We start from the raw sequence: 23,412 nt of genomic DNA on the forward strand, positions 1-23,412 counted from the left end.
AACATACGGTTATGGCACAACTCGTTGAGAGCTGTGCCATAATTGTTTTTTATATATCTATATACTTTTATTCATCCTCTTTTTTGGTGTTTAGAATTATTGTTATTAATTTTGTATTACTGAAATTAGAAAATACTATAACAAACACATAACACCCTAATAATACCACCAACAAAATCATGAATGAATAAACAATAATCACTTCAAAACTATAATTTATTATGTTCGAAAATCAACCTAAAGGTCTATGGGCGTTAGCCCTTGCCAACACCGGCGAACGCTTCGGTTACTACACGATGTTGGCTGTTTTCCTTCTCTACCTGCAAGCAAACTTCGGCTTCGAGACAGGAACTGCAAGTACAATTTACTCTACCTTCTTGATGATGGTGTATTTCCTCCCCATCATCGGCGGTATCGCAGCTGACAAGTTTGGCTTCGGCAAGATGGTTACCACCGGTATCTTCATCATGTTCATCGGCTACCTTGTCCTCTCGCTTCCTCTTGGCAAAGACACCGTTGCCATTGCCGCTATGGGACTGTCTCTTATCCTTATTGCCTTAGGAACAGGTCTATTCAAGGGTAATCTGCAGGTTATGGTTGGTCGACTCTATGACGAGCCTCAGTTTGCCAGCAACCGCGATTCAGGTTTCTCACTCTTCTACATGGCTATCAACATCGGTGCAATGTTCGCTCCGACTGCTGCCATTAAGATTATGGACTGGGCTCAGGCCAGCTTACACGTATCAGTAGAAGACTCTTATCACTTCGCATTCGCAGTAGCTTGCGCTTCGCTTATCCTAAGCATCGCCATATACTACGCCTTCGGTTTCACCTATAAGCATGTCCTTGCAAGAGAAACAAAGAAGAAGGACGCAGACGACAACAAAGCTGAAATTGACGAGCTTTCTCCAGCAGAGACTAAGGAGCGCATCATCTGTCTGTGCCTTGTATTCGCAGTGGTTATCTTCTTCTGGATGGCATTCCATCAGAACGGTAACACTCTGACATTGTTTGCACGCGACTACACACAGAAGACATCTGAGGGTCTGCAGTCAATGGCATTCGACGTTACCAACCTCGTTGCTTGCATCTTCGTTGTATACGGTAGCTTCAGCCTTGCACAGAGCAAGACTGGCAAAGGCAAGGGCATTGCTTTGGGCGTCATCGTTGCAGCCATCGCATTCCTTTTCTATAAGTATAACAACCTTGACGGTGCCGTTGACATCAAGGCTCCAATCTTCCAGCAGTTCAACCCCTGCTATGTAGTGGCTCTGACTCCGGTCAGCGTAGCATTGTTCTCATGGCTTAACAAGAAGGGCAAGGAGCCGACATCTCCTGAGAAGATCGGTCTTGGAATGCTCGTTGCAGCTCTTGGTTTTGTGTGGATGGCTGTAGGATCTATGGGTCTTGAGCTTCCGTTGACACAGGGCGTTGCAGCTACAGAGGGTCCGCGCGTAAGTGCAAACCTCCTTATCTCTACATACCTCATCCTTACATTCGCTGAGCTTCTGCTCTCTCCGATCGGCATCTCGTTCGTATCTAAGGTGGCTCCTCCGAAGTATGCAGGTTTGATGATGGGTCTCTGGTTCGGTGCAACAGCCATCGGCAACCAGCTGGTAATGGTTCCCGGCATCATGTGGGGTCAGAACTTCAACCTCGTGACCATTTGGGGTGTTCTCGCTGGCATCTGCCTCGTATCAGCCCTCTTCATCTTCTCTATCATCAAGAAGCTCAACAAGGTTAGCTAAACCATTCTATTGATAAAATCAATAAACTGAAAAAAGTGCGCCAAGACCAAACAACGGTCTCGGCGCACTTTTTTTTATAGGTCATTAATAGTAAAGTCTTTCTTTCAGAATTTCAATCATTCGCTTTCCTCTATAGTGAATTACACGAGTTGAATCGTCTATATACCTATTGGCTTCTGCAAAGTAGCGTTGCTTGTTGACATAGCCTCCTCGCCACCATGTATAGCCTTTGGATTTGACAACTGGAAGGAAATCAGCATCAACATAGTCATTAAGTATATTACCATTAATGAAGTTGCGCCATCCTTCTTCCCCATAAAAAGGAGCAAAGTCTTCATCATTTTGTTGTACTAGTTCCATCAAATCTTCATCAAAATCCGACTTGTTGGTCAACACCTTATACAATGCAGATAGAAACCTATCCTCATAATCGTGCCATTCATCATGACATCCACGATGTTTGTTAATGCTCCACCCATCAATACGTTTATCCGGCAATACCATCATATTTCCAATTGTATGGAACGTATGCTGGAAGTTCTTTATTTTCTCAGTTAATTCTATTGATGGTTCCCATTTTGGTGTGAACTTATCGTTCCAAGGATAAGAGAAGAAAGTTGCGCTTGAATTAATTGTATCACCACGCAGTTTTCCATCTCCAGAGTTTTCCAAAGACAAATTAGTCCACACATCGCAAAAGACGATACAATAGACAGCACGCATAAGATTAGTATCATCAGGATCAAATCTTCGATTCGGACATCCTAAAACGGCATTGTTCTTCAATCGCTTCAGATCATAATCAAGCAATAGAAATACATCTCCATCTAATTCTTGAATAATGAATTTGTTAAGTATATCAATGGGATTCATACGCTATAATTATTAATTGTCAACACTATCAACCCACTTTGCCACCTTTATTGCAAGAGCCTTAGCTTCATGGACATCACTTATACATTGTGAAATCCATCCTTCAGTCCCTTTATCACATTTCTCAAAGCCATAAGACTGTACCTCTGAAAGACGCTTGAAAGGAATGAGGGATTTGTTCTTGCCACTCCAAATCAACACCCGATATCCATTAGCCTCATCAAATAGATAGTCTATAGTAAGATCATAATGGGTATGATTACAAAAAAGCAGATTTCCCCATCGCCACGGTGTCTTCCATCCTCCACCAAGTTCGTGCTTAGGATAAGGAATTCCATTCATGAAAATGCAATAGTCAGCTTGGGCACGCTCTTTCTCCATAAGGATGATAATATTTCCATAGTCATAAAGGTTCTTCCACAAAGAATCCTCTAAGTACTTTTCTTCCTTGACGATAGAATAGTAAGGATTGTTTGTATCATCAAACTGTTTGATTCTATCATCTATAGACAAATCGCTTTCGAGAAACTCCTTCACAAGCATATCATTCTTTGTAAAGAACGTAAACCATTGAGACCATTCCCATCCCAATGTCTTGTGAGACTTGTTCTCAACGGGGATTGGATAAAGGTCCCATTGACATGTTAGCAAGGCACGTCTGAGCGGATCAATGTTATTGCAACAATTCCCCCACCAAAGAGTTTTAATTCTTTTTGTGTAGAAATTAAGCCTTTCTATGCTATTGTCACACCAGCCAAGTACAGTCTTTATACGCCTGTCAAACAAGACTATATTTTCGGCGCTTATAATGCTCATTTCTGCAAATTCTCTATTCTCAAGATTGTTCCATATAAACGATAGTTTAGACTTCTCCTGTTCATTTAGCTTGGAAGAAGCTCTCAAACATAGCACATCCTTATCTGTCATGTCGTCCACCACTTTCATGGCACGCATGACGGGAACGTCAGTCTTTCCATCCTTTGTTTTGCCGTTATTAACATTCTGATATTTTGACACGGAAAAGAAAACGTGGTAGAAACGCTTAATATCGTTGTCTGTCACTGTGGCAAAGCGCATTACATACCTTAATGTAGGGAGAATACTATATAACTGTTCGGTAGTATATCTTCCTTGATTGTTCTTGTTGTTATAGTTCAGATTCGAGTCGTTCCTTTCTGTATAATTCAGTTCATAAATGCGTCTGTATGCATTAAACAGTTCATAAATCTGTTTGAACGAAATGGTCTTATAAGGAAATTTGTCTTTATTCTCAATGCTATTGACATAATCATCTACTGAATCAGCATAGTACAACCTCACACAACGCAGGAATTCTGACATACCTTCGTCTGACGTATGAGTTTTTTCAGCTTTGTCACGATGCTGCCAAAACCATGTTTCCATTTCTTCCCATTTATCTTCTATGCAATCAACAGTGTCACGATATTGTTCGATTATAACTGGCTTGAGATTCTGGTTGGCAGTCAAAGGCTCACCTGTAGTATTGATTACGACAAAGGTTTCTTCGCCGTTATGACGGTTCTTCATGTCGTAATACAAAAAATCAATATGTGGTAGGCCTTCTTCTATGCCAGAAATAAAATCACCCAGTTCAAGAAGAATCTCCAAAGACGTGTCTCGAAATTTCTCCTCGATTGTCATAATAGCAGATACAATGCTCATAACAGTCGGGTCTGTTCTGTACGAATTAAGATACCAAGGACAAGAAACTATATCGCTAATAGATTTCAGTCCTTTGTCCTTTTCGTCTATATGAAGGAAATAATGCGAAACCAAATCGCTGATAAAATACAGCGAACTTTCTCTAATGGAGTATAGAAGATAAGGTTCGTAGTCATCCTCCTGCTGTTCATACTGTGACATCAGCAATGTCTCATACCTACCTTGTGTCAGACGGTTGAGCACACCTATAGTTAGAAACAATGTCGTAAGACGCTGCTGCCCGTCACATAGCTGGAGATGGTTTGGACATAATTCGTCATAATATCCATAGATAAGTCCCATGGTGAGATTCTGTGATTTGTCCAGTTCCATAAGACTATCTATGAATGGACCGACAAGATTGACATCTTCATTTCCCCAACAATAATCTCGCTGGAGATCAGGAATAACGATTTTGTCATTATCTCCGGAAAAAAGCGTGGAGAGAGAATAATTCTCGCCACCTTCTAAGCGTATGTTTCTACTCATTGTTGAGGTATTTATTAAACTGTTCATTAAACTTGCTTATCTCATTCTTCTTGTTCTTGGCAATATCCTCACCTTCCCATTTAGAAGAAGCAAAGATGCTGATAGTATGTATAAGATGCCTACTCTTGAACATTGAGACACCTACATTCTCAAAGAACTTGCGCTTTTTACTTTCAAAGTCATCGGCATTAAACGTAGAGTTATCATCACGATACAACAATACCAGATTGCCGATAGAGTGTTCTGTTGCAAAGAACTGTTCTCTTGTTTCTGGGTCTGTATATTCAATGTCTTTTCTGTCAAGCGTATAGGAAAGGATGGAGCTATCTTCTATTTTCTCATCTGCATAGTTGAGATATACACCTTCATTTTCATGCTTTACCTTTGATTTAGGATATATGTGTTCCAACGAACGCTTGCGCCATATTTCAAAATCAAACTTTCTTCCCTTCCCCGATTCCTGCAGACAGTCTTCTTGGATATTTCGTCGGAGCAACCATCGAGAGCCGATTTCATAATGCTTCTTGTTCAGATAAAGGAGGTCATCCTCTAATCCTGCAAGAAAATCATTCATAGCTGTTTGAAGGACATCTGTTTTGTCGGACGTTATATCTGCATGATTGATATCAAGAAGTGCCCAGTCAAAATATTTCTCCAACTGTTCTTTTGCAATATCCTTACCCTGAACCATTACCATGTCAAAGTACCATCTAAGGAACGTGAACCTTCGTTCTGCATCATTCCTGTAATTTAGGATTGCGCCTATATAATTATAGGTTATAGGGTCATTGTATGCATCTTCAATGGATTTCTGAAGAAGGCGCATCTTTTTGAATACCGCCTTTGCAGACCTAACGGTCGCTTTATCCAAATTCTTTTTCTTAAAGTCATCAAATGTAAGCTTCTCGGATCTGTTCATCAAAGAAAGCAACCAGCCAAGCTGTGATTCGATATGAAAGTATGCCTGTCGTTCTTTGTCATTCCACCAATATAACCAAGAGTCCCATTCTCTTGCAAGACGGCTTCTTATAGCAGTATTCTCACCTTCAGTAATAAGTCCCTTCTCATCATAAAGCGATGCACTTCTTAATAGCTCAGACTTTACCAATTCCTGATTCTTCATTTGTGCCTTATTTCCGTTCATCATGCTGAATATGACGGTTGCCTTTTCTTCTGGGATAGGAATATACAAGAATTTGACATGCCTCAAAGCATAATCCAAGAATGCGACCTTATCATATTTATTCAGCTTGCCATGGATGGTCAATATCGTTTTCTTGAAGAAATAGATGTCTTGATATTGTTCATCCTCGTCTAACTGTAAATTCAGAACATCTTCTATATCAAGGTTTTTAAGAAAGTTGTCTGATTCTTTTCTTACAGCATAAACAATTCTCAAATACTCATTATATTCAAGATATTTCAGAAAAAGATAAAAGAAAGTGGTTCTCTGCTGACCGTCCACAAGAATTATGTCAGCACCCTTTTCGCAGACTGTTATGCCTTGCAAGAATACATCTTTATCATTCACAAAACCGTCAATCAATGTGTCCAGGATGTTAAGCACTGAATTTTTCTTCAGCCTCGGTTTCTCCTGTCCCCAGACATAGCCTCTCTGATATGAAGGGATAATGAACGATCCGCCTTGTTTTAAAAGATGTACATACTCAGACAATGTATATGTATTATTCTTCATTGCTATGTTATTATTCGTTCACCAGAGTATTACTCTCCACCCAGAATTCTGTCCAACCATTGATAGATGCATTCTTCGGTTTCGTAGGGAATAACTGTGAAATAGGAGTTGCCGTTCAGCATGGCTGAGATGTTTGCTATGTTCTTGTTAAAGAAGATATATACTGGGATATTATGCGCTTCGGCATATCCCAGTTCATAACCGACACCGAGAGAAGGACATGTGCATTCTGCTATAAGGATGTCACAACTTCTGAGCCATTCGGTATCTTGCTCATAAATTTGCGTATCGAATTCTCTTGTCCTAACCTTTATACTAAGATTAGATTTACCGATATGTTCGGTAAGCACAACATCTGTCTTTTTGATATACTGTATGATTCTCTGATATAGCGCAGCATCTACCCTACCACCACGGATAGAGCCAGCAAAATAAATTTTCTTGTTCATGGTTTCTGAGTAATTTACTTGCAAAAATACAGATATAATCCGAAATGACAAAGTGGAAAACGGATAATTAGCTGCTGTTCGTGGGTGCATGGCTACGGCGAGGACGCCATAGCCTCCTAAGTTTGTATTGACTGCTATGTTAATTGCTGGTTAGAGTGGATATTGTGCGCTTTGCTCGTTCAACCCAAATCGGTCATTAGAAAAAAATCTTGTCATTCTTTAACATGTCTTCATGTCTTCTTGTCTAAAAAACATGTCCTCATGTCCGCCATGCAAATATCGTACAAAGAGTAAAAAGCTGTTACAAAATAAAAATTGATTTTAGAGTTTTAGTTTGCTGTTTTTACGGTGTTTTGCTGCGAAAACAGTACCCACGTTTAACAACAAAGCCTCTTTTACACTCTGATAGTGGAACTTTCATAGTGTAAAAGAGGCTTTGTTGTATGACAAGAGTGGCGGTTTTGGAGTGTAAAAGTGGCTCTATAGCAGAAAAAAACGGCTCGTTTGCGAGTCTGATTTCATAACACTTCTCCAGGAAACCGTATAACACGCTGTGTGTGAACACGTTGTCTCCAAACGCTCAAAACTCAAGAATTTCGCACCAAAGATTTTGTTGTGCGCTGGGCTCATAGTATTGAGCATTAGAAATGCAAATATTGTATACTACAGAACCACCGAAGAGCTTACTTTGTCTTCACGATATCGAAGAGATACGTAAGCTTTATTACGATGTTTGAGTGATTGGAGCGGGCGAAATAGTCGCGCTTTGAGTCGCCGTAGATGTTGCCAAGACCGTAATAATAGCGGCCTTCGAGGAGGAAATGGCCTACTCGCGGAAGCGCCAGCTCCATTCCTAAGCCGGCTGCAATGCCGTAATCGAACTTGTTCTCTACGGACATCGTGTCCTGGGCGCAAGTCAGATTGGAGCGGTCAGCGAGGTTGCGGTCGGCAAAGTTGAAGTTTGAGACGGTCTTCTCTCCAAGCAGATAGCCGAACTGCGGACCTGCCTTGAAGAAGAACTGCATGCCCTTGTGCTCCTTTCCCCAGGCGAGGTGCGCGAAGATGGGCACCTGTATGTAGTTGAGGTCGCGCTGGTAAGCCTCCGCCAGTCCTGTCTTGGCGTTGATGACGGGCTGGTCGTCGGAAGTGAGGATGTTCTCCTTCCATCCTATTCGGGCATAATTCACCTCCGCCGCAATGGAGCAGATGGTGCTGAAATACTTCTCGCACGTATAGCGCATGGACAGTCCCATGGTGATGCCGCCATGTCCCTGCTGCGTCACCTTCGGCGTAAAGCCCACATTACTTATTATATAGCCGGCATTCACACCGACGGAGAGGTCGTTGCGGTGGTCGCCAATCTGTGCGTCTGCGCTGACGTGAGACGTCATGAGCAAGACTACGGCAGCGGCAAGACCGCATATTCTGTGTTTAAGACTTTTCATTCTTAATGGTTTGTTATGAATCAATAGCTTATCGACTCTATGCTGCGGTTGTTGCGGTAATGCACGAGCATGAACGATACGTTCTGCATGCCTCCGTCAGACACACGCATAAACTTCAGCGGGGTCTGCATGGGGGCGTACGTGGTCTGCTGCTTCGTGCCCTTGAAGGCTGATCCGTACGTGCTGATGCCGCGCAGGAAGAACTGTGCCTGGTCATAACCTGTGATGGCAAAGCGGGGAAGAGCCTCACGCATGTCCGACTTAAACCACTGGCGATAAGTGCGTTCGAAGTTCTTGGTGCGCTGTGCTACGGGATTATAGTAGAACGACGTGGGGATGTACGTGTCGTACTTGTGATAATATTCCGTGTAAGGCTTCGTGTACATCAGCCATTCCGTATAGCCAAAGAGTGAGATGCGCATAGCGGGGCTCGACTTCTTCAGGATGTCAAGCTTGGCAAACACCGAGTTAAGCTCCGGCGAACGTGCCGTATTGAGCACCACTACGTTACGCTTAGTAGTGTTGAAAGCCTTGGCGAACATCGGGTCTGACGACTTCAGGTTGGTGATGCTGCATGTTATGCCCTTCTCCTGAAGACGCTTGCGGAGGCTGGTGGTGAAGGTGCCCTTGTTGCTGGTGGCGTCGTTACAGTCAACGACCACCACGTGCGAGTCAGAGAAACGCTCCATGAATGCGTTCACGGCTACAGCCGTAAGCTGCTCCGGCGACTGATAGACCTGGAAGATGTGGTCGTTCTTAGCCACCTCGCCACCATTGATGGAGAATGGGATGACCAGCTTTATGTCGTTCTTGCGGCAGAAGTCGGCTATGGGCTTCACCTGCGGCGTATAGAGCGGACCGAAGATGATGTCGCACTTGGCTGCAGCAGGATCGGCAAGCGTAGTAGCCACATTGGCGTCAATGGGCACGTTCCATGCCTGCACGTTGGTCTTGATGCCCTGTGCCTTAAGGCTGTCACATGCCATCAGCACGCCGCGATAATACTCCACCATGCGCTGTCCGTCGCCGTCAACATTGTGAAGGGGGAGCATCACGCCCACGCGCACCACGCCCATTTCCTTCTTCTTGCCGGCAGCGGGCGCAGACGGCGTAGCAGGACGAGATGTCTCAGGAGTCTGCGCCGGAGTGTTCACCTTGCTCATCGTGGGGAACGGGATGAGGAGCTGGTCGCCCTTCTTAAGCACATAGTCAGACTTCTTCATGCCGGGATTGGCGTTCTGAAGTTCTTCTATGGTGATATTGAATTTCTTGGCAATGCCGTATATCGTGTCTTTCTTCTTCACCTTGTAAAGGTCCTGCCACTTCACATTCTGACCGCCTGACACCATGGCGACCGCGAGGGCACACATGCATAATAGCATTCGGAGATGACGTCTCATATTGTTCTGAATTTTAGTTTGTATACCTTGATTTTTGTGCAAAAGTACATAAAATATATTGTTCTGAGAAATTTTTCATTAACTTTGCATAATAACCAAACAGGCATGAATATGAAACACATCATAATACTTCTTGTCGCCCTTACCTGCTCGTTCATGCAAGTAAAGGCTGACGACATCCCCACCATCGACCCACAAGCCACTTTCATAACCTCCGAAGGAGAAGAGACGGGCACGAGCTATCAAGGTTCGGCTCCGCTCACCGTACGCTTCGCTGCCAACGCGGAGAACGTGGGGGCATGGAGCGCGCACTACGAATGGAGATTCACGAAGGAGGGAAACGACTCGCCCTACCTTGTCAGATATGAGGAGGACACGGAATATACGTTCACGGAGGCTGGTGCTCACCGCATAGTGCTGTACGCCACGTTCACCAACGCCGGCGACACGGTGGCTTACACGGAGGAATACTGGTCGGAGAACACGCCCATTACCGTATCTATTTCAGAGAGCAAGCTGGACATGCCCAACGCTTTCTCGCCGAACGGCGACGGCATCAACGACATATATAAGGCCAAGAGCGGACATCAGAGTCTGGTGGAGTTTCATGCCTACATCTTCAACCGTTGGGGACAGAAGCTCTACGAATGGACCGACCCTGACGGAGGATGGGACGGCAAGTATAACGGAAAGGACGTAAAGCAGGGCGTCTACTTTGTGCTCGTAAAGGCAAAGGGCGCTGACGGAAGAAAATATAACATCAAGAAAGACGTAAACCTGCTTAGAGGTTATACGGAAACTTCAGGAACGACGGGCGGCGAATAAGCCCCTGACACACTACATCAAAGCTTACACATGAGAGATATGAGCAACAACGACATGGAAGAGGGCAAAATAAACGTATGGGGCGCACGTGTGCATAACCTTAAGAACATCGACGTGGAGATTCCGCGCGGCAGCCTTACGGTCATCACGGGTCTGAGCGGTTCGGGCAAGTCGTCATTGGCGTTCGACACCATCTACGCTGAAGGACAGCGCCGATACATCGAGACGTTCTCGGCGTATGCACGCAACTTTCTCGGCGACATGGAACGTCCGGACGTGGACAAGATAACCGGACTCAGCCCCGTCATCAGCATAGAACAGAAGACCACCAACCGCAATCCACGGTCCACGGTGGGCACCACAACGGAGATTTATGACTATCTCAGACTGCTTTTCGCACGTGCGGGCACGGCTTACAGCTATGCCACCGGCGAGAAGATGGTGAGGTATACGGAGGAGAAAATCATCAACATGATTGAGACCGACTATGCCGACCGACGCATTTACATCCTCTCTCCTCTCGTAAGACAACGTAAGGGACACTACCGCGAACTCTTCGAGAGCTTGCGGAGGAAGGGTTATCTCTATGCCCGTGTGGACGGGGAGATTATGGAGATAACGCAGGGCATGAAGACTGACCGATACAAGAACCACAACATTGAGGTGGTGATTGACAAGATGCAGATGCGCAAGGGCTTCGAAGACCGACTCAGAAAGACCGTTGAGACTGCCATGAGGCAGGGCGACGGACTCATTATGATTCTGGACAAGGACTCGGGTGTGGCGAAGAACTTCTCAAAACGACTTATGTGTCCGACGACTGGTCTCAGTTATCGCGACCCGGCTCCTAACATGTTCTCATTCAACTCGCCTGAAGGTGCCTGCCCGAAGTGTAAGGGTTTAGGATACGTCAACGAGATTGACATGAAGAAGGTCATTCCCGACGACACCTTATCCATATATCAGGGAGCCATTGTGCCGTTGGGAAAATACAAGAACCAGATGATTTTCTGGCAGATAGGTGCCATACTGGAGAAGGCGGAATGCACGCTGAAGACTCCCGTGAAGGACATTCCGGAGGACACGCTCGACGAAATCCTCTATGGTTCGCTTGAACCTGTCAAAATAGACAAGGAACTGGTTCACACCTCTTCCGACTACTTCACAACGTTCGACGGCGTGGTAAAGTATATGCGCTCCGTAATGGAGAACGACGACACGGCAAGCGGACAGAAATGGGCTGACCAGTTTCTCGCCGTATGTCAGTGTCCGGAATGTAAGGGCATGAGGCTCAACAAGGAGTCGCTCTCTTATCGTGTCTGGGACAAGAACATCTCAGAGCTTGCCAACATGGACATCAAGGCGCTCATGACTTGGCTGGACGAGGCGGAGAAGCATCTGGACGAACGCCAGAAAGCCATTGCTACGGAGATTCTCAAGGAGATTCGCACACGCATAAAGTTTCTGCTGGATGTCGGACTGGACTATCTGTCGCTCAACAGACAGTCTGCCACGTTGTCCGGAGGCGAGAGCCAACGAATAAGACTTGCCACGCAGATAGGTTCGCAACTCGTGAACGTGCTCTACATTCTGGATGAGCCGAGCATCGGTCTGCACCAAAGAGACAACGAACGCCTGATACGCTCGCTGAAGGATCTTCGCGATATCGGCAATACTGTGGTGGTGGTGGAGCATGACAAGGACATGATGCTCAGCGCCGACTATATCATCGACATCGGTCCGATGGCAGGACGCAAGGGTGGCGAGGTGGTGTTTCAGGGCACGCCGAAGGACATGCTCAAGACGCACACCATAACAGCCGAATATCTCAACGGCGTACGCAACATTGCCGTACCCAAGGAAAGACGCAAGGGCAACGGCAAATTAATAACCATACGCGGAGCCAAGGGCAACAACCTGAAGAACGTGGACGTCAGCTTCCCGCTTGGAGAGCTGATTGTGGTGACGGGTGTCAGCGGTTCGGGAAAGTCTACTCTCATCAACGAAACGCTCCAGCCCATCCTCTCACAGCATTTCTATCGTTCGCTGAAGAAGCCGATGGCGTATGACAGCGTGGAAGGCATAGACAATATAGATAAGGTGGTGAACGTCGACCAGTCGCCATTGGGACGCACGCCACGATCAAATCCTGCCACCTACACGGGCGTGTTCAGCGACATCCGATCGCTCTTCGTGGGTCTGCCGGAAGCCAAAGTGCGCGGATATAAGCCGGGACGCTTCTCCTTCAACGTAAAGGGAGGACGCTGCGAAACGTGCAAGGGCAACGGTTATCGCACGATAGAGATGAATTTTCTGCCGGACGTGATGGTGCCCTGTGAGGTTTGCCACGGCAAGCGATATAACCGCGAGACTCTGGAGGTGCGCTATAAAGGCAAGAGCATTGCCGACGTGCTGGACATGACCATCAATCAGGCTGTGGAGTTCTTCGAGAACGTGCCTGCCATCCTACAGAAGATAAAGACCATTCAGGACGTGGGATTGGGATACATCAAGCTCGGACAACCTTCCACAACGCTGTCCGGAGGCGAGAGCCAGCGCGTAAAGCTTGCCACCGAACTGAGCAAGCGCGACACGGGCAAGACGCTCTTCATCCTGGACGAGCCTACCACCGGTCTGCACTTCGAGGACATCCGAATACTCATGGACGTGGTGCAGAAACTGGTGGATCGTGGCAATACGGTGGTAATCATCGAGCACAACCTCGACGTCATAAAACTGGCTGACCACATCATCGACATAGGTCCGGAAGGCGGAATAGGCGGCGGACAACTTGTGGCGCAAGGCACACCGGAGGAAGTGGCTAAGACAGGAAAGGGATTTACGAGCAGGTTCATAGCTGAAGAGCTTGGCTTGAAATAAGCAAACATAATAAGGAGATAATAAATGAAAATAGAAATAAGAAACCTTAAGAAGGTGTTCGGAACCAAGACAGCCGTGGACATAGAAAAGGCGGACATCCATGACGGAGAGATTCTCGGACTCGTGGGAAACAACGGAGCGGGAAAGACCACGCTCTTCCGCCTCATTCTCGACCTTCTGAATGCCGACGAGGGAAGCGTGCTGCTTACGCCGAACATGACGGACGGCACAAAACCGACACACATCAATCCTGCCATGAGCGAGGAATGGAAGCCTTTCACGGGATCGTACATTGACAGCAGCTTCCTTATCGACTTCCTTACAGCTGAGGAATATCTGGAGTTTGTGGGTAAGGTTTCGGGCATGTCGAAGGAGGACGTTAACAAGGAAATAGCCCAATACGAGATGTTTATGAACGGTGAGGTATTGGGACAGAAAAAGTATATACGCGACTTCTCTGCCGGCAACAAGCAGAAGGTGGGCATCGTGGCTGCATTGCTCACACGCCCGCAACTCGTCATCCTCGACGAACCGTTCAACTTCCTTGACCCCAGCAGTCAGAACCATCTGAAGAAGCTGCTCGTGGAATATAACAAGACGGAGGGTGCTACCATACTTATTTCGAGTCATAACCTGCAGCATACGACGGACATCTCTACGCGCATCACTCTTCTGGAGCATGGCGTCATCATCAAAGACCTCGACAATAAGGACGGAGGCGCAGAGAAGGAACTGGAGGAATATTTCAACGTATAGCCAACGTCTATACATTATATAATAATATCCCCTACATTATCTTATAGCCATAAGCCGAGCGATACATGTCCTCAAGGTAATAAGAGAGGCAGAAGAAGAGGGTTATCGCCACGTAAACAAGGACGAGTTGCGTGCCGCTGAAGCTGATGTTGTCAATGCTGGCGCCCGGAATCGTAGCTATCCAGTCGAGCGAAGCATTGAGAACGGCGACAATACGGTCGAGCACGTAGGCTATCAGACGCGGAAAGAACGGCAGGCTGACGAACGCCATAATGTAGAAAACGAGCGACAGATAGACTATGAGCGTGACGGCAGGGATGGCTATGTAGTTGGCTAAAAGGAAATAACAGGAGAAGCGCCCGAAATAATAAATGATGATGGGGGCTACCATCACCTGAGCAGCCATCGACACCTTTAACATCGTCCATATCCAGTCCACCATGCGATGACTCTGAAGATAACGCGGCTTGATGATGTAATGGAAGCGCTCGTTGAACGCCAAGATGCCTAAGACGGCAAGGAACGACATCTGAAAGCCTACGTCCCAAAGGCTCATCGGATTGCCAAGGACGAGCACCACGACTGCTATGCCCAACGAATTGAGCGACTGCGGTTTGGCTGACATCAAGCCGAAGAAGGCAAAACACGTGTACATGACAGCCGAACGCACGATGCTGGACGACATGCCCACCATCAAGGCATAAGCCCAAATGGACAGAATAAGAACCAAATTGCCGATTATGAGACGCCCCATGGACGACCCGAACGGGATGAGAATGGCGGCAAGAAGCATGAATATTATGCCGAGATGAAGACCGGAAAGAGCGAGCACGTGCGATACGCCCACTACTGAATAGGTTTCGCGAGCAGCATCCGAAAGGGCTGTCTTATCGCCCAAGGTCATCGCTCCCACTATGGCGTAAGCATCGTCGCTCACCCCATAGGCGGCAAGGTGGGTCATGGCTTTACGCCGAACTCGGTCGAGCATGATGGACAGGCGTTTCGGCATTGACAGACTGTTAAGGCTGAGCACCTTGCGGGCGCAACTGCCATAGGGGACATACGTGCGGGCTATCACGTCATGCACCTTCAGCCAACGCCCGTAATCGAAGTGACTGTCACGTCCTTTATCAGCCGTTCTCCTCTCCCACTCCGCCTTTTCCAGGCGCGAACATACCACAAGACCATCGCCGATGACAAGCTGACGTGCATCCACGCCAGTGCCATCGTCTTCATACTGATAGTCTTTTTTAGGAAAGAAGGCAATGATGCTGTGACCGGCAAGCCTTCCTTTCGTCACCGCAAGCTGACACTTTACAGAACGTTCTTTCTCCACCGGTTGGGTTTCCACTACAGCCTCATAAGATTCTGGCTTACCGGAGAAAGAAACATCATAGTCCTCAAGAAAACAGGTGGTGCGCCACAAGCCTCCTGCCACCACCATAATAAAAAGCACAACAGTCTGAAAAATGGGATGTTTGCGCAAAAAGAAATAGGATGCGACAAACGCGGAAAGCAAAGCCACGTACGCCCACATCCACACACAAGAAGGAACGCGACAGTCCAAGGCATCGCCAATAAGCACTCCCACGACAAGGAAAAAAGCCACACGCAGGAAGGGCCAAAGCTGTACACGTCCGTTAGTTATCATTAGCTGTTATCTTTATTATGGTATTCTTATAGTTTCGATCCTTCAAGTCGCTTAGGGCAGAAACTGTCGAAGGGACAGTCCTTGCAATGAGGCTTTCGGCTTGTGCAGACATAACGACCATGCAGGAGCAACCAATGATGGGCACGTGACAGACTGTCAGCCGGAATATGCTTCTTTAGCTGGGTCTCCACCTTGAGAGGCGTGTCAGCAGAAGCGGGGACGAGTCCGAGACGATGACTTACACGGAAGACATGCGTGTCGACGGGCATAGCTGCCTGTCCGAAAGCCACAGCCTGCATCACATTGGCTGTCTTGCGTCCTACGCCAGGCAGACGCAGTAGACTATCGAAATCTTCCGGCACCTCTCCGCCATAGTCTGCCACAATCATACGCGACAAATCGACAAGGTGGCGAGCCTTGGCATTGGGATAGCTGACGCTCTTTACATATTCGTAAATCTCTGCCTCGTCAGCCTCAGCCATTGAGCGTGCGTCAGGATAATGAGCGAACAGATCGGGCGTGACCATATTGACGCGCTTGTCCGTGCATTGGGCGCTAAGCACAACAGCGACAAGCAGCTGAAACACGGAGCCGAACTCAAGTTCAGTGGTCACTTCGGGATGCAGTTCGCGAAAGTACGAAAGCACACGAGCGTATAATTCCTTCTTTGTCATAACCATTTGTTTAGGCTGTAAAATTACAAAAATAAATGGTATGGGCAAAAGAAATGACAGGCTTACTTAAAAAAGAAGGCGTGGCAGAACATATAAACATAAGTCTATACGTTCCGACACGCCTTCAACATAATTATTCATTTGTCCCTTATATATTCTTATATATTAAGGAACCACCTTTCTCTTACTTCTTCTTAGCGTCCTTAGCCTTCTCTGTTGTGGCAGCGGGCTTGTAAGCCTTGTTCAGACCAGCGACAACCTCGTTGGTGATGTCGTGAGCCTTGTCAGCATAGAGGATGTTGTCACCTGCCTTAGAGAGGATGAGAGTGTACTTCTTGTCCTTGTTGTATACGGCAAGGAAGTGCTGGATAGAGTCGCGAAGAGCTTTGTTATAGCTCTCTGTCTCCTGCTGGAACTCACCGCTCAGACGCTGGTTGAGTGACTGGAGGTCAGCGTTCTGTCTCTGGAGCTGAGACTGGATGGCCTGTGCCTGCTCACGTGTGTAAGCGTTCTGCTGTACCTTCTGCTGGAAGTTAGCTGCTGCTGCCTCGAGCTGCTGCTGCTTCTGTGCGAGAGTGTTCTGGATGTTCTGTCCCTTCTTCTGAAGAATCAACGAATAGTCCTTGCAGAACTTATACTGAGACATGATGCTGTCCACCTCTACGTATGCTATCTTTGTCTGTGTAGCTGCGGGCTGTTCTGCTGCGGGCTTCTCGTCCACCTGAGCCTTCGACTTGTCGCATGACGACATTGAGAAAGCTGCAAGAGCAGCAATCGCCATTGTACCGAAACTGATTTTCTTGTTCATTTTTTTATAATTGTTTTCTTGTTTTTCTAATATGCACGGTTCTTCTCGCGTGCCTCACGATCCTGATCCATCACACAGTGGATGCCCTGCTTGCGCAGTCCCGGATTGTCATGGACATGCTGTGAAGAGAACTTTCCGTTCTTTCGGATTATCACCTTCACGGACAACAGAGCGACAGAAACTGCCACTATTAATAATGTCAAGAGAAGAAGTTTTATCATCGCTTAAACGTTTTTAACTTTCTAATATGACTTAATAATTAAAATAAGTCAACTAATTTTGTTTTGTCTCCACTTTTCCATTATCTTTGCATTATCAATGCAAGATAAAGACGGAAATGCCTCCCTCTATACAAGGAACAGCATCAGACCCGCTCTCATGAAGCTAATGCAAAGGTAATGCAAATCAGCCGCATGACAAAATAAATTATCGAAAATTCAGATTATTGTACTTATAACATAAAGAAATTTAAAGAAAAATGAGTAATTGCGAATTGAAACCTGCTCGCGTGTTCGAGCAGTTTGCTGAAATCAACAAAATTCCGCGCCCGTCAAAGCACGAGGAGCGCATGATTGAGTACTTACAGGACTTTGGTAAGAAACACGGATTTGAGACCGTAACCGACGAGACCGGTAACGTAATCATCCGCAAGCCCGCCACTAAGGGTCACGAGAATGCGCCTACGCTTATTCTCCAGAGCCACATGGACATGGTGTGCGACAAACTCGTAGACGTAGACATCGACTTCTTCAAGGACTCTATTCAGACTTACGTAGACGGTGAGTGGCTCAAAGCTAAGGGCACCACTCTCGGTGCTGACGACGGCATCGGATGTGCCATCGAGCTTGCCATCCTCGACAGCGACGACATCGAGCACGGTCCGCTGGAGTGTGTGTTCACACGCGACGAGGAGACCAGCCTTACTGGTGCTATGGGCATGAAGGCAGGATTTATGAAGGGCGACATGCTCGTCAACCTCGACTCTGAGGACGAGGGTCAGATCTTCATCTCTTGCGCCGGTGGCAAGACCACAAGCGCCAAGTTCACCTTCGAGCGCGAAGAGGCTCCTGCCGGCTACTTCTTCCTCAAGGCTTCCATCAAGGGTCTGAAGGGCGGTCACTCTGGCGACGACATCAATAAGAAGCGTGCCAACGCCATCAAGATTCTCTCTCGCTTCCTCTACATGGAGCAGGACAAGATGGACCTCCGTCTGGCTCAGTTCAACTCAGGCAAGCTCCACAACGCCATTCCTCGTGACGGCATCATCGTATTCGCAGTTCCTGCTAACGAGAAAGAGACAGTACGCGTAGACTGGAACATCTTCACAGCTAACGTAGAAGAAGAGTTCCACGTAACTGACACAGCAATGGAGTTCGGTCTTGAGAGCACAGACGCTGAGACAGTTATCGCCAAGGATTGCTCAACACGCTTTATCCGCTGTATGCAGGCCATCGACAACGGCGTATTCGCAATGTGTCAGGACGAGGCTCTCGCATGGATGGTGGAGACATCCAACAACGTAGCAAGCGTAATCACTTCTGAGAACGAAATCAACATCGTGGCATCACAGCGCTCTAACGTAATGAGCAACCTCGAGAACGAGACCAACACCATCAAGGCTGTGTTTGAGCTGGCTGGTGCTGAAGTTAAGATGAGCGACGGCTATCCCGCATGGAAGATGAATCCGGACAGCAAGCTCACAAAGGTGGCTGTTGAGTCTTACAAGAAGCTCTTCGGCAAGGAACCTATCGTTAAGGGCATCCACGCTGGTCTGGAGTGCGGTCTGTTCTCAGAGCGCTATCCGAACCTCGACATGGTTTCGTTCGGTCCTACTCTCCGTGACGTTCACACACCAGACGAGCGTCTGCACATCCCGACCGTACAGATGGTTTGGGATCACCTGCTCGACATCATGAAGAACCTGTAATAACAGAGAAGCTTCTAAATAAATAATATACTAAAAAAGGGAAGTCCGAACCGCAAGGCTCAGACTTCCCTTTTTAGTTTTATCTCATTGACGTCTCGGACGTCTTTTAAGTATCAGAATTACATCACTCCGTCCTTGCGAAGCTTCTCCTGCCACTTCCATGCAGAGCGGAGCACATCCTCAAGCTTAGCCTCAGCCTTCCAGCCGAGCACCTTGTTAGCCTTGTCTACGTTACCCCAAATCTTCTCGATATCGCCCTCACGACGCGGACCGTACTTCCAGTTGAGCTTAACGCCAGTGGCCTTCTCGAAGGTCTCAACGATCTCCAGTGTAGAGTTACCGTTGCCGGTACCGATGTTGAAGTACTCCACAGCATCAGTATCCTCGTCGAGCACGCGACGCATAGCAGCCACATGAGCCTTTGCGAGGTCAACTACATAGATGTAGTCGCGGATACATGTACCGTCAGGTGTGTTATAGTCATTGCCGAAGATGGTCAGCTCCTTGCGGATGCCCATAGCGGTCTGAGTGACGTAGGGAATAAGGTTGTTGGGCACTCCGTTAGGAAGTTCGCCGATTTCGGCAGAGGGATGGGCACCGATCGGATTGAAATAGCGCAGAATGACGCTCTTGATGGCAGCACCGCTGTGGATGTAGTCAGCAATGATCTGCTCGTTTATCTCCTTAGTGTTGCCGTAAGGAGATGTGGCCTTCTGATGAGGACAGTCCTCTGTAACGGGGAGGTTCTCAGGCTTCGGCTGACCGTAAACGGTGCAGCTTGAAGAGAATATGATGCCCTTTACGCCGTACTGCGGCATAAGCTCCAGAAGATTTACGAGTGAAACGATGTTGTTGCGATAGTAGAGCAGCGGCTTCTGCACACTCTCGCCGACAGCCTTGGATGCAGCGAAATGGATGATACCCTCGATCTCAGGATATTTCTTGAACACGTTCTCAGTAGCTTCCTTGTCACGAAGGTCCACCTTCTCGAAAGCAGGACGCACGCCTGTTATCTTCTCAATACCGTCAAGAACCTCAATCTTCGAATTGGAGAGGTCGTCAACAATCACTACCTTGTAACCAGCTTCGATAAGCTCTACAGTGGTGTGTGAACCGATAAATCCGGTACCACCCGTAACCAAGATTGTCTGTTTCATTTTCTCAAGTTTTATTATATTAATGTTTATAATATTGTAAAATGACTATATTATTAACGCCAATGCGCTATTTTATGATACAAAAGTAATACTATAAATCGGTTATGACAAGCAAATGAGTGTTTTTTTACATGATACGCTATAGGTAAATATCAACTTTTTCAGGAAAACAGGCTATTAATCGGAAGATTTTATGTAAGTTTGCAATTGAAAGTAATATTCTAAAAACCAATCAAAAAACATAAATGATGAAAGCCTCTGAACAGACAACACAGCAGATTGAGCGTTTTCTGAAGAAAATAGCCCAAAAATTTCCGCTTAACGAAGAAACGTCACTTGTTACTGACATACACGTGCGCGTCTCGCAGGAAAGCGGCGAAATGGTAGCGTTCGACGATGACGACAAGGAGATAACACGCTGTGTCGTTGAACAGTGGATTGGAAACAACGACGAGGACTTCTACGAAAGCGTGCATGACATCCTCACCACTACATTCGCCTCAATGTCGAAAACTCTCGATAATCTCGGAATACTCAAGCCTTACAGCTTCGTACTTGAGAACGACGAGAAGGAAGGCATCGCCGAACTGTATCTCGCTGACGACGACACCATCATCATAGGCAAGGACCTCATGGAAGGTCTCGACACCGACCTCGACTCCTTCTTCGATTCGCTGATGAAGGAGGAATAAAGTATTGAAATCATTCTCATATAGCGGCGCTTTAACTATCTTAAAGCGTCGCTTTTATATTATTACGGAATATGAACAATAAACTGAACCTACCATTTTATATCCAAAGAATAAAAGGAGCTGTATTTTCTAATCAAAACAATAACAAACAAGAGAAATTTCTTCGACAGTTGAGGCAAGACATCATGTCCTCAGATGAAAAAGAAGCAACTAAACTACTCCCTTTGCTTGATTTAGGCATTGAATTTCTGGAACCTATGAGTTATATTATATGTAGAATTGACGAACTTAGACGTCAAGAGCAACTTATACTATCTCAGGATTCGGACACCTTGCCAAACTGTCACTTAACCACAACAGAGCTGTACGAAATAATGACATCTGCCATATCTCCCAACGTTGCAGATTTTATTATTGAGCATCTAAACTGTAGCGATTATGCAAAAAGCGAGTTGAAAGAAAGCATCAGGCATGAAGATAACAATCAGTTTAAAAGCACAATATACGAATATGATATAGATTATTCCTTCGCCTCAAAGACCTGTGCCCACATTGTGCGTATGGAAAATATATTTACAGAAGCGGAAAATGAAATAATCGAAGCTGTAGATTGTTACGACGGTGAGACTGTGAACGATGCCGAATATTGTGAATTAATAAATAGCACTTATGACATAAGATTGGATGCTATACAGACGTATCTTAACGAAACTGCAACTCCTGAGAAGGAAATAGAGGATGTAATGAACGAAGCCTCTGACAGATTCAATTACATTAAAGATTATTATAGAGAAGGCAAAATATTTGAAGCGACGAGTTTTGATTTTTTGAGTTCTTTTCACGATATCGTTTGCAGATTAGACCAATATGCAAAAAACAAAGAACTTCTTCCTGTGGTTTTAAATAGGCTAAGGGATTTCGCTCGTCAAAAAATGGAATCGTATCCAATTATTAAGGATTTCTTCTCATTTTTAACAAAAGGCGATTGGCTTGGAGAGAATTTCTGCTTTTGCCAAAACGAAGTTACAGACCAACAATTTCTTGAGTTTATCGAACATGCTACTCAGACTTACCGTACCTTGCCAGCACCTCAAAAAGAAGCGGCTCCAACTACTGCTATATGCGAACCCCAAATACAGACTGACAACGAAAAAGCTTGGTGCTCTATGCCATGTAAAGAAGAAATGCGAGGCAAGATCATTGATTTCTTTAAAACCATACCTGTATTAATAAAAAAGTGCGTGCAAGAAACACAGGCAGTGAAGAAAGATGGGAAAAAGGTTGAGATTGACGAAGATCTGGCGTTTAAAGCCTGTGTGTTTGCAGGATATTTCGCTTTACACAGCACATGTCTTACAAAAAGATGGGAATACAAAGCCTATTACGACGCACTAACCTCTTTATGTATTACAGAAAAAAAAATCAAAAGTAAAATATATAATTACACAAGAGGAAGCGATATCAGCGCTGATGCTGTATTGGGTATGCGAGAAATTAGCGACCTACAAAAATATATGGAAGATTTTGTGGAAAAAAAATTTACACTTAAGGGAAACGTAGCTAAAAACAAAACAGCAATACGCTTCTTTACCGATAAAATGTGGATCGGACTAAACAGAATCGCTAAAGATTTATGACGGAAAGTAAGTCGCAAACTTACTACTTACTATCAGAAACCTACTACTTACTACCAGAAACTTACTAATATCACATATAGTAAGTTTCTGGCTTTTTTTGTTATTTTTCCACACATATTTTTCACACCTTACCACTAACTTTGCATTCAAGACCAGTAAACATCCCTGGTTTGAATATGAGAAAATGACAAAAACAAAGAAAGTATTATACGTTGTAGGAGGCACAGCAGCTTTCATGGCAATAGGCACAACAATATTCGTATTTGGGCATAAGCCTGACGTTGTTACCAATCCATGCTTCCGTTCATGCCACCGTGCAGACGGTTGTAAGAAGAAGGCTTTTGACAAAGCATGGAAAGCAAACTGGCAAAGTGTAAAGCAATTCTTTCGATATGGAGAAGTTTGCAACTCTTATCAGGTTGGCGATAAATACTATACTGGTCATAGTAAAACAGCATTTTGCAGAAATATTAACCCTTTTAAATAATTGAAATTATGAGTAAGTATAACTATGGACATCGTAGCAAACATAACTGGGATGAAGAAGAAGATTGCGGATTTGATGACGAGGACCTGGGAATCG

General features: G+C 45.8%; 19 protein-coding genes. 8 read left to right on the plus strand and 11 right to left on the minus strand.

The window, feature by feature from the left end; genetic code table 11:
- Positions 1-221 precede the first annotated feature (221 nt).
- On the plus strand, positions 222-1,748 hold the full coding sequence (locus CHL74_RS07750; RefSeq protein ID WP_094880595.1) for a peptide MFS transporter: 1,527 nt from the start codon (positions 222-224) through the stop codon (positions 1,746-1,748).
- An 84-nt stretch (positions 1,749-1,832) separates the two neighbouring features.
- On the opposite strand, the gene CHL74_RS07755 is transcribed toward CHL74_RS07750, so the two are convergent.
- The 6 genes from CHL74_RS07755 to CHL74_RS07780 form a co-directional block, all read right to left on the minus strand.
- Positions 1,833-2,621: a DUF6994 family protein gene (locus CHL74_RS07755; protein ID WP_094880596.1), complete on the minus strand. Its 789-nt coding sequence runs from the start codon at positions 2,619-2,621 to the stop codon at positions 1,833-1,835.
- 12 nt (positions 2,622-2,633) lie between these two features.
- On the minus strand, positions 2,634-4,832 hold the full coding sequence (locus CHL74_RS07760) for a DUF262 domain-containing protein (RefSeq protein WP_176452200.1): 2,199 nt from the start codon (positions 4,830-4,832) through the stop codon (positions 2,634-2,636).
- Positions 4,825-6,528 (minus strand): DUF262 domain-containing protein, encoded by a 1,704-nt coding sequence (locus CHL74_RS07765; protein ID WP_094880598.1) that lies wholly within the window; start codon positions 6,526-6,528, stop codon positions 4,825-4,827. Before CHL74_RS07765 ends, CHL74_RS07760 begins: the two co-directional genes overlap by 8 nt.
- A gap of 29 nt (positions 6,529-6,557) precedes the next feature.
- Positions 6,558-6,977, minus strand: coding sequence for a nucleoside 2-deoxyribosyltransferase (locus CHL74_RS07770; RefSeq protein ID WP_094880599.1), 420 nt, complete (start codon positions 6,975-6,977; stop codon positions 6,558-6,560).
- Between the two features lie 683 nt (positions 6,978-7,660).
- On the minus strand, positions 7,661-8,368 hold the full coding sequence (locus CHL74_RS07775; RefSeq protein WP_254923247.1) for a porin family protein: 708 nt from the start codon (positions 8,366-8,368) through the stop codon (positions 7,661-7,663).
- A 74-nt stretch (positions 8,369-8,442) separates the two neighbouring features.
- The gene (locus CHL74_RS07780; protein WP_094880601.1) at positions 8,443-9,822 is read right to left on the minus strand and encodes an amino acid ABC transporter substrate-binding protein; all 1,380 of its coding nucleotides are present in this window, start codon (positions 9,820-9,822) and stop codon (positions 8,443-8,445) included.
- 111 nt (positions 9,823-9,933) lie between these two features.
- Between CHL74_RS07780 and CHL74_RS07785 the strand changes: the two genes are divergently transcribed.
- The 3 genes from CHL74_RS07785 to CHL74_RS07795 are packed head-to-tail and all read left to right on the plus strand — an operon-like array spanning position 9,934 to position 14,283.
- Positions 9,934-10,647 (plus strand): gliding motility-associated C-terminal domain-containing protein, encoded by a 714-nt coding sequence (locus tag CHL74_RS07785; RefSeq protein ID WP_094880628.1) that lies wholly within the window; start codon positions 9,934-9,936, stop codon positions 10,645-10,647.
- A 54-nt stretch (positions 10,648-10,701) separates the two neighbouring features.
- On the plus strand, positions 10,702-13,527 hold the full coding sequence (gene uvrA / locus CHL74_RS07790; RefSeq protein ID WP_094880629.1) for an excinuclease ABC subunit UvrA: 2,826 nt from the start codon (positions 10,702-10,704) through the stop codon (positions 13,525-13,527).
- 24 nt (positions 13,528-13,551) lie between these two features.
- Positions 13,552-14,283 carry an ABC transporter ATP-binding protein gene (locus CHL74_RS07795; protein WP_094880602.1) on the plus strand — a complete coding sequence of 244 codons (732 nt, stop codon included), beginning with the start codon at positions 13,552-13,554 and terminating at the stop codon, positions 14,281-14,283.
- Positions 14,284-14,314: 31 nt separating this feature from the next.
- On the opposite strand, the gene CHL74_RS07800 is transcribed toward CHL74_RS07795, so the two are convergent.
- The 4 genes from CHL74_RS07800 to CHL74_RS07815 form a co-directional block, all read right to left on the minus strand.
- Entirely contained in the window at positions 14,315-15,934 is a 1,620-nt protein-coding gene (locus CHL74_RS07800) for a ComEC/Rec2 family competence protein (protein ID WP_094880603.1), read from the minus strand.
- Positions 15,935-15,960: 26 nt separating this feature from the next.
- Complete coding sequence (nth, locus tag CHL74_RS07805; RefSeq protein ID WP_094880604.1) at positions 15,961-16,608, minus strand: endonuclease III; 648 nt, start codon at positions 16,606-16,608, stop codon at positions 15,961-15,963.
- Between the two features lie 184 nt (positions 16,609-16,792).
- On the minus strand, positions 16,793-17,416 hold the full coding sequence (locus CHL74_RS07810; RefSeq protein WP_094880605.1) for an OmpH family outer membrane protein: 624 nt from the start codon (positions 17,414-17,416) through the stop codon (positions 16,793-16,795).
- Between the two features lie 26 nt (positions 17,417-17,442).
- The gene (locus CHL74_RS07815; RefSeq protein WP_094880606.1) at positions 17,443-17,637 is read right to left on the minus strand and encodes a hypothetical protein; all 195 of its coding nucleotides are present in this window, start codon (positions 17,635-17,637) and stop codon (positions 17,443-17,445) included.
- Between the two features lie 257 nt (positions 17,638-17,894).
- On the opposite strand from CHL74_RS07815, the gene CHL74_RS07820 reads away from it, so the two are divergent.
- Entirely contained in the window at positions 17,895-19,343 is a 1,449-nt protein-coding gene (locus tag CHL74_RS07820; protein WP_094880607.1) for an aminoacyl-histidine dipeptidase, read from the plus strand.
- Positions 19,344-19,462: 119 nt separating this feature from the next.
- Here CHL74_RS07820 and galE read toward each other — a convergent pair whose 3' ends face one another.
- Complete coding sequence (galE, locus tag CHL74_RS07825; protein ID WP_094880608.1) at positions 19,463-20,500, minus strand: UDP-glucose 4-epimerase GalE; 1,038 nt, start codon at positions 20,498-20,500, stop codon at positions 19,463-19,465.
- Positions 20,501-20,748: 248 nt separating this feature from the next.
- Between galE and CHL74_RS07830 the strand changes: the two genes are divergently transcribed.
- The 3 genes from CHL74_RS07830 (at position 20,749) to CHL74_RS15530 (ending at position 23,316) form a co-directional block, all read left to right on the plus strand.
- Positions 20,749-21,192: a hypothetical protein gene (locus CHL74_RS07830; RefSeq protein WP_094880630.1), complete on the plus strand. Its 444-nt coding sequence runs from the start codon at positions 20,749-20,751 to the stop codon at positions 21,190-21,192.
- Positions 21,193-21,263: 71 nt separating this feature from the next.
- Positions 21,264-22,829, plus strand: coding sequence for a hypothetical protein (locus tag CHL74_RS07835; RefSeq protein WP_094880609.1), 1,566 nt, complete (start codon positions 21,264-21,266; stop codon positions 22,827-22,829).
- Positions 22,830-23,013: 184 nt separating this feature from the next.
- Positions 23,014-23,316 carry a hypothetical protein gene (locus CHL74_RS15530; RefSeq protein ID WP_141241267.1) on the plus strand — a complete coding sequence of 101 codons (303 nt, stop codon included), beginning with the start codon at positions 23,014-23,016 and terminating at the stop codon, positions 23,314-23,316.
- The last annotated feature ends 96 nt before the right edge of the window (positions 23,317-23,412 follow it).

Origin of the sequence: Prevotella sp. 885, assembly GCF_002265625.1 — a bacterium.
Classification (GTDB): domain Bacteria; phylum Bacteroidota; class Bacteroidia; order Bacteroidales; family Bacteroidaceae; genus Prevotella.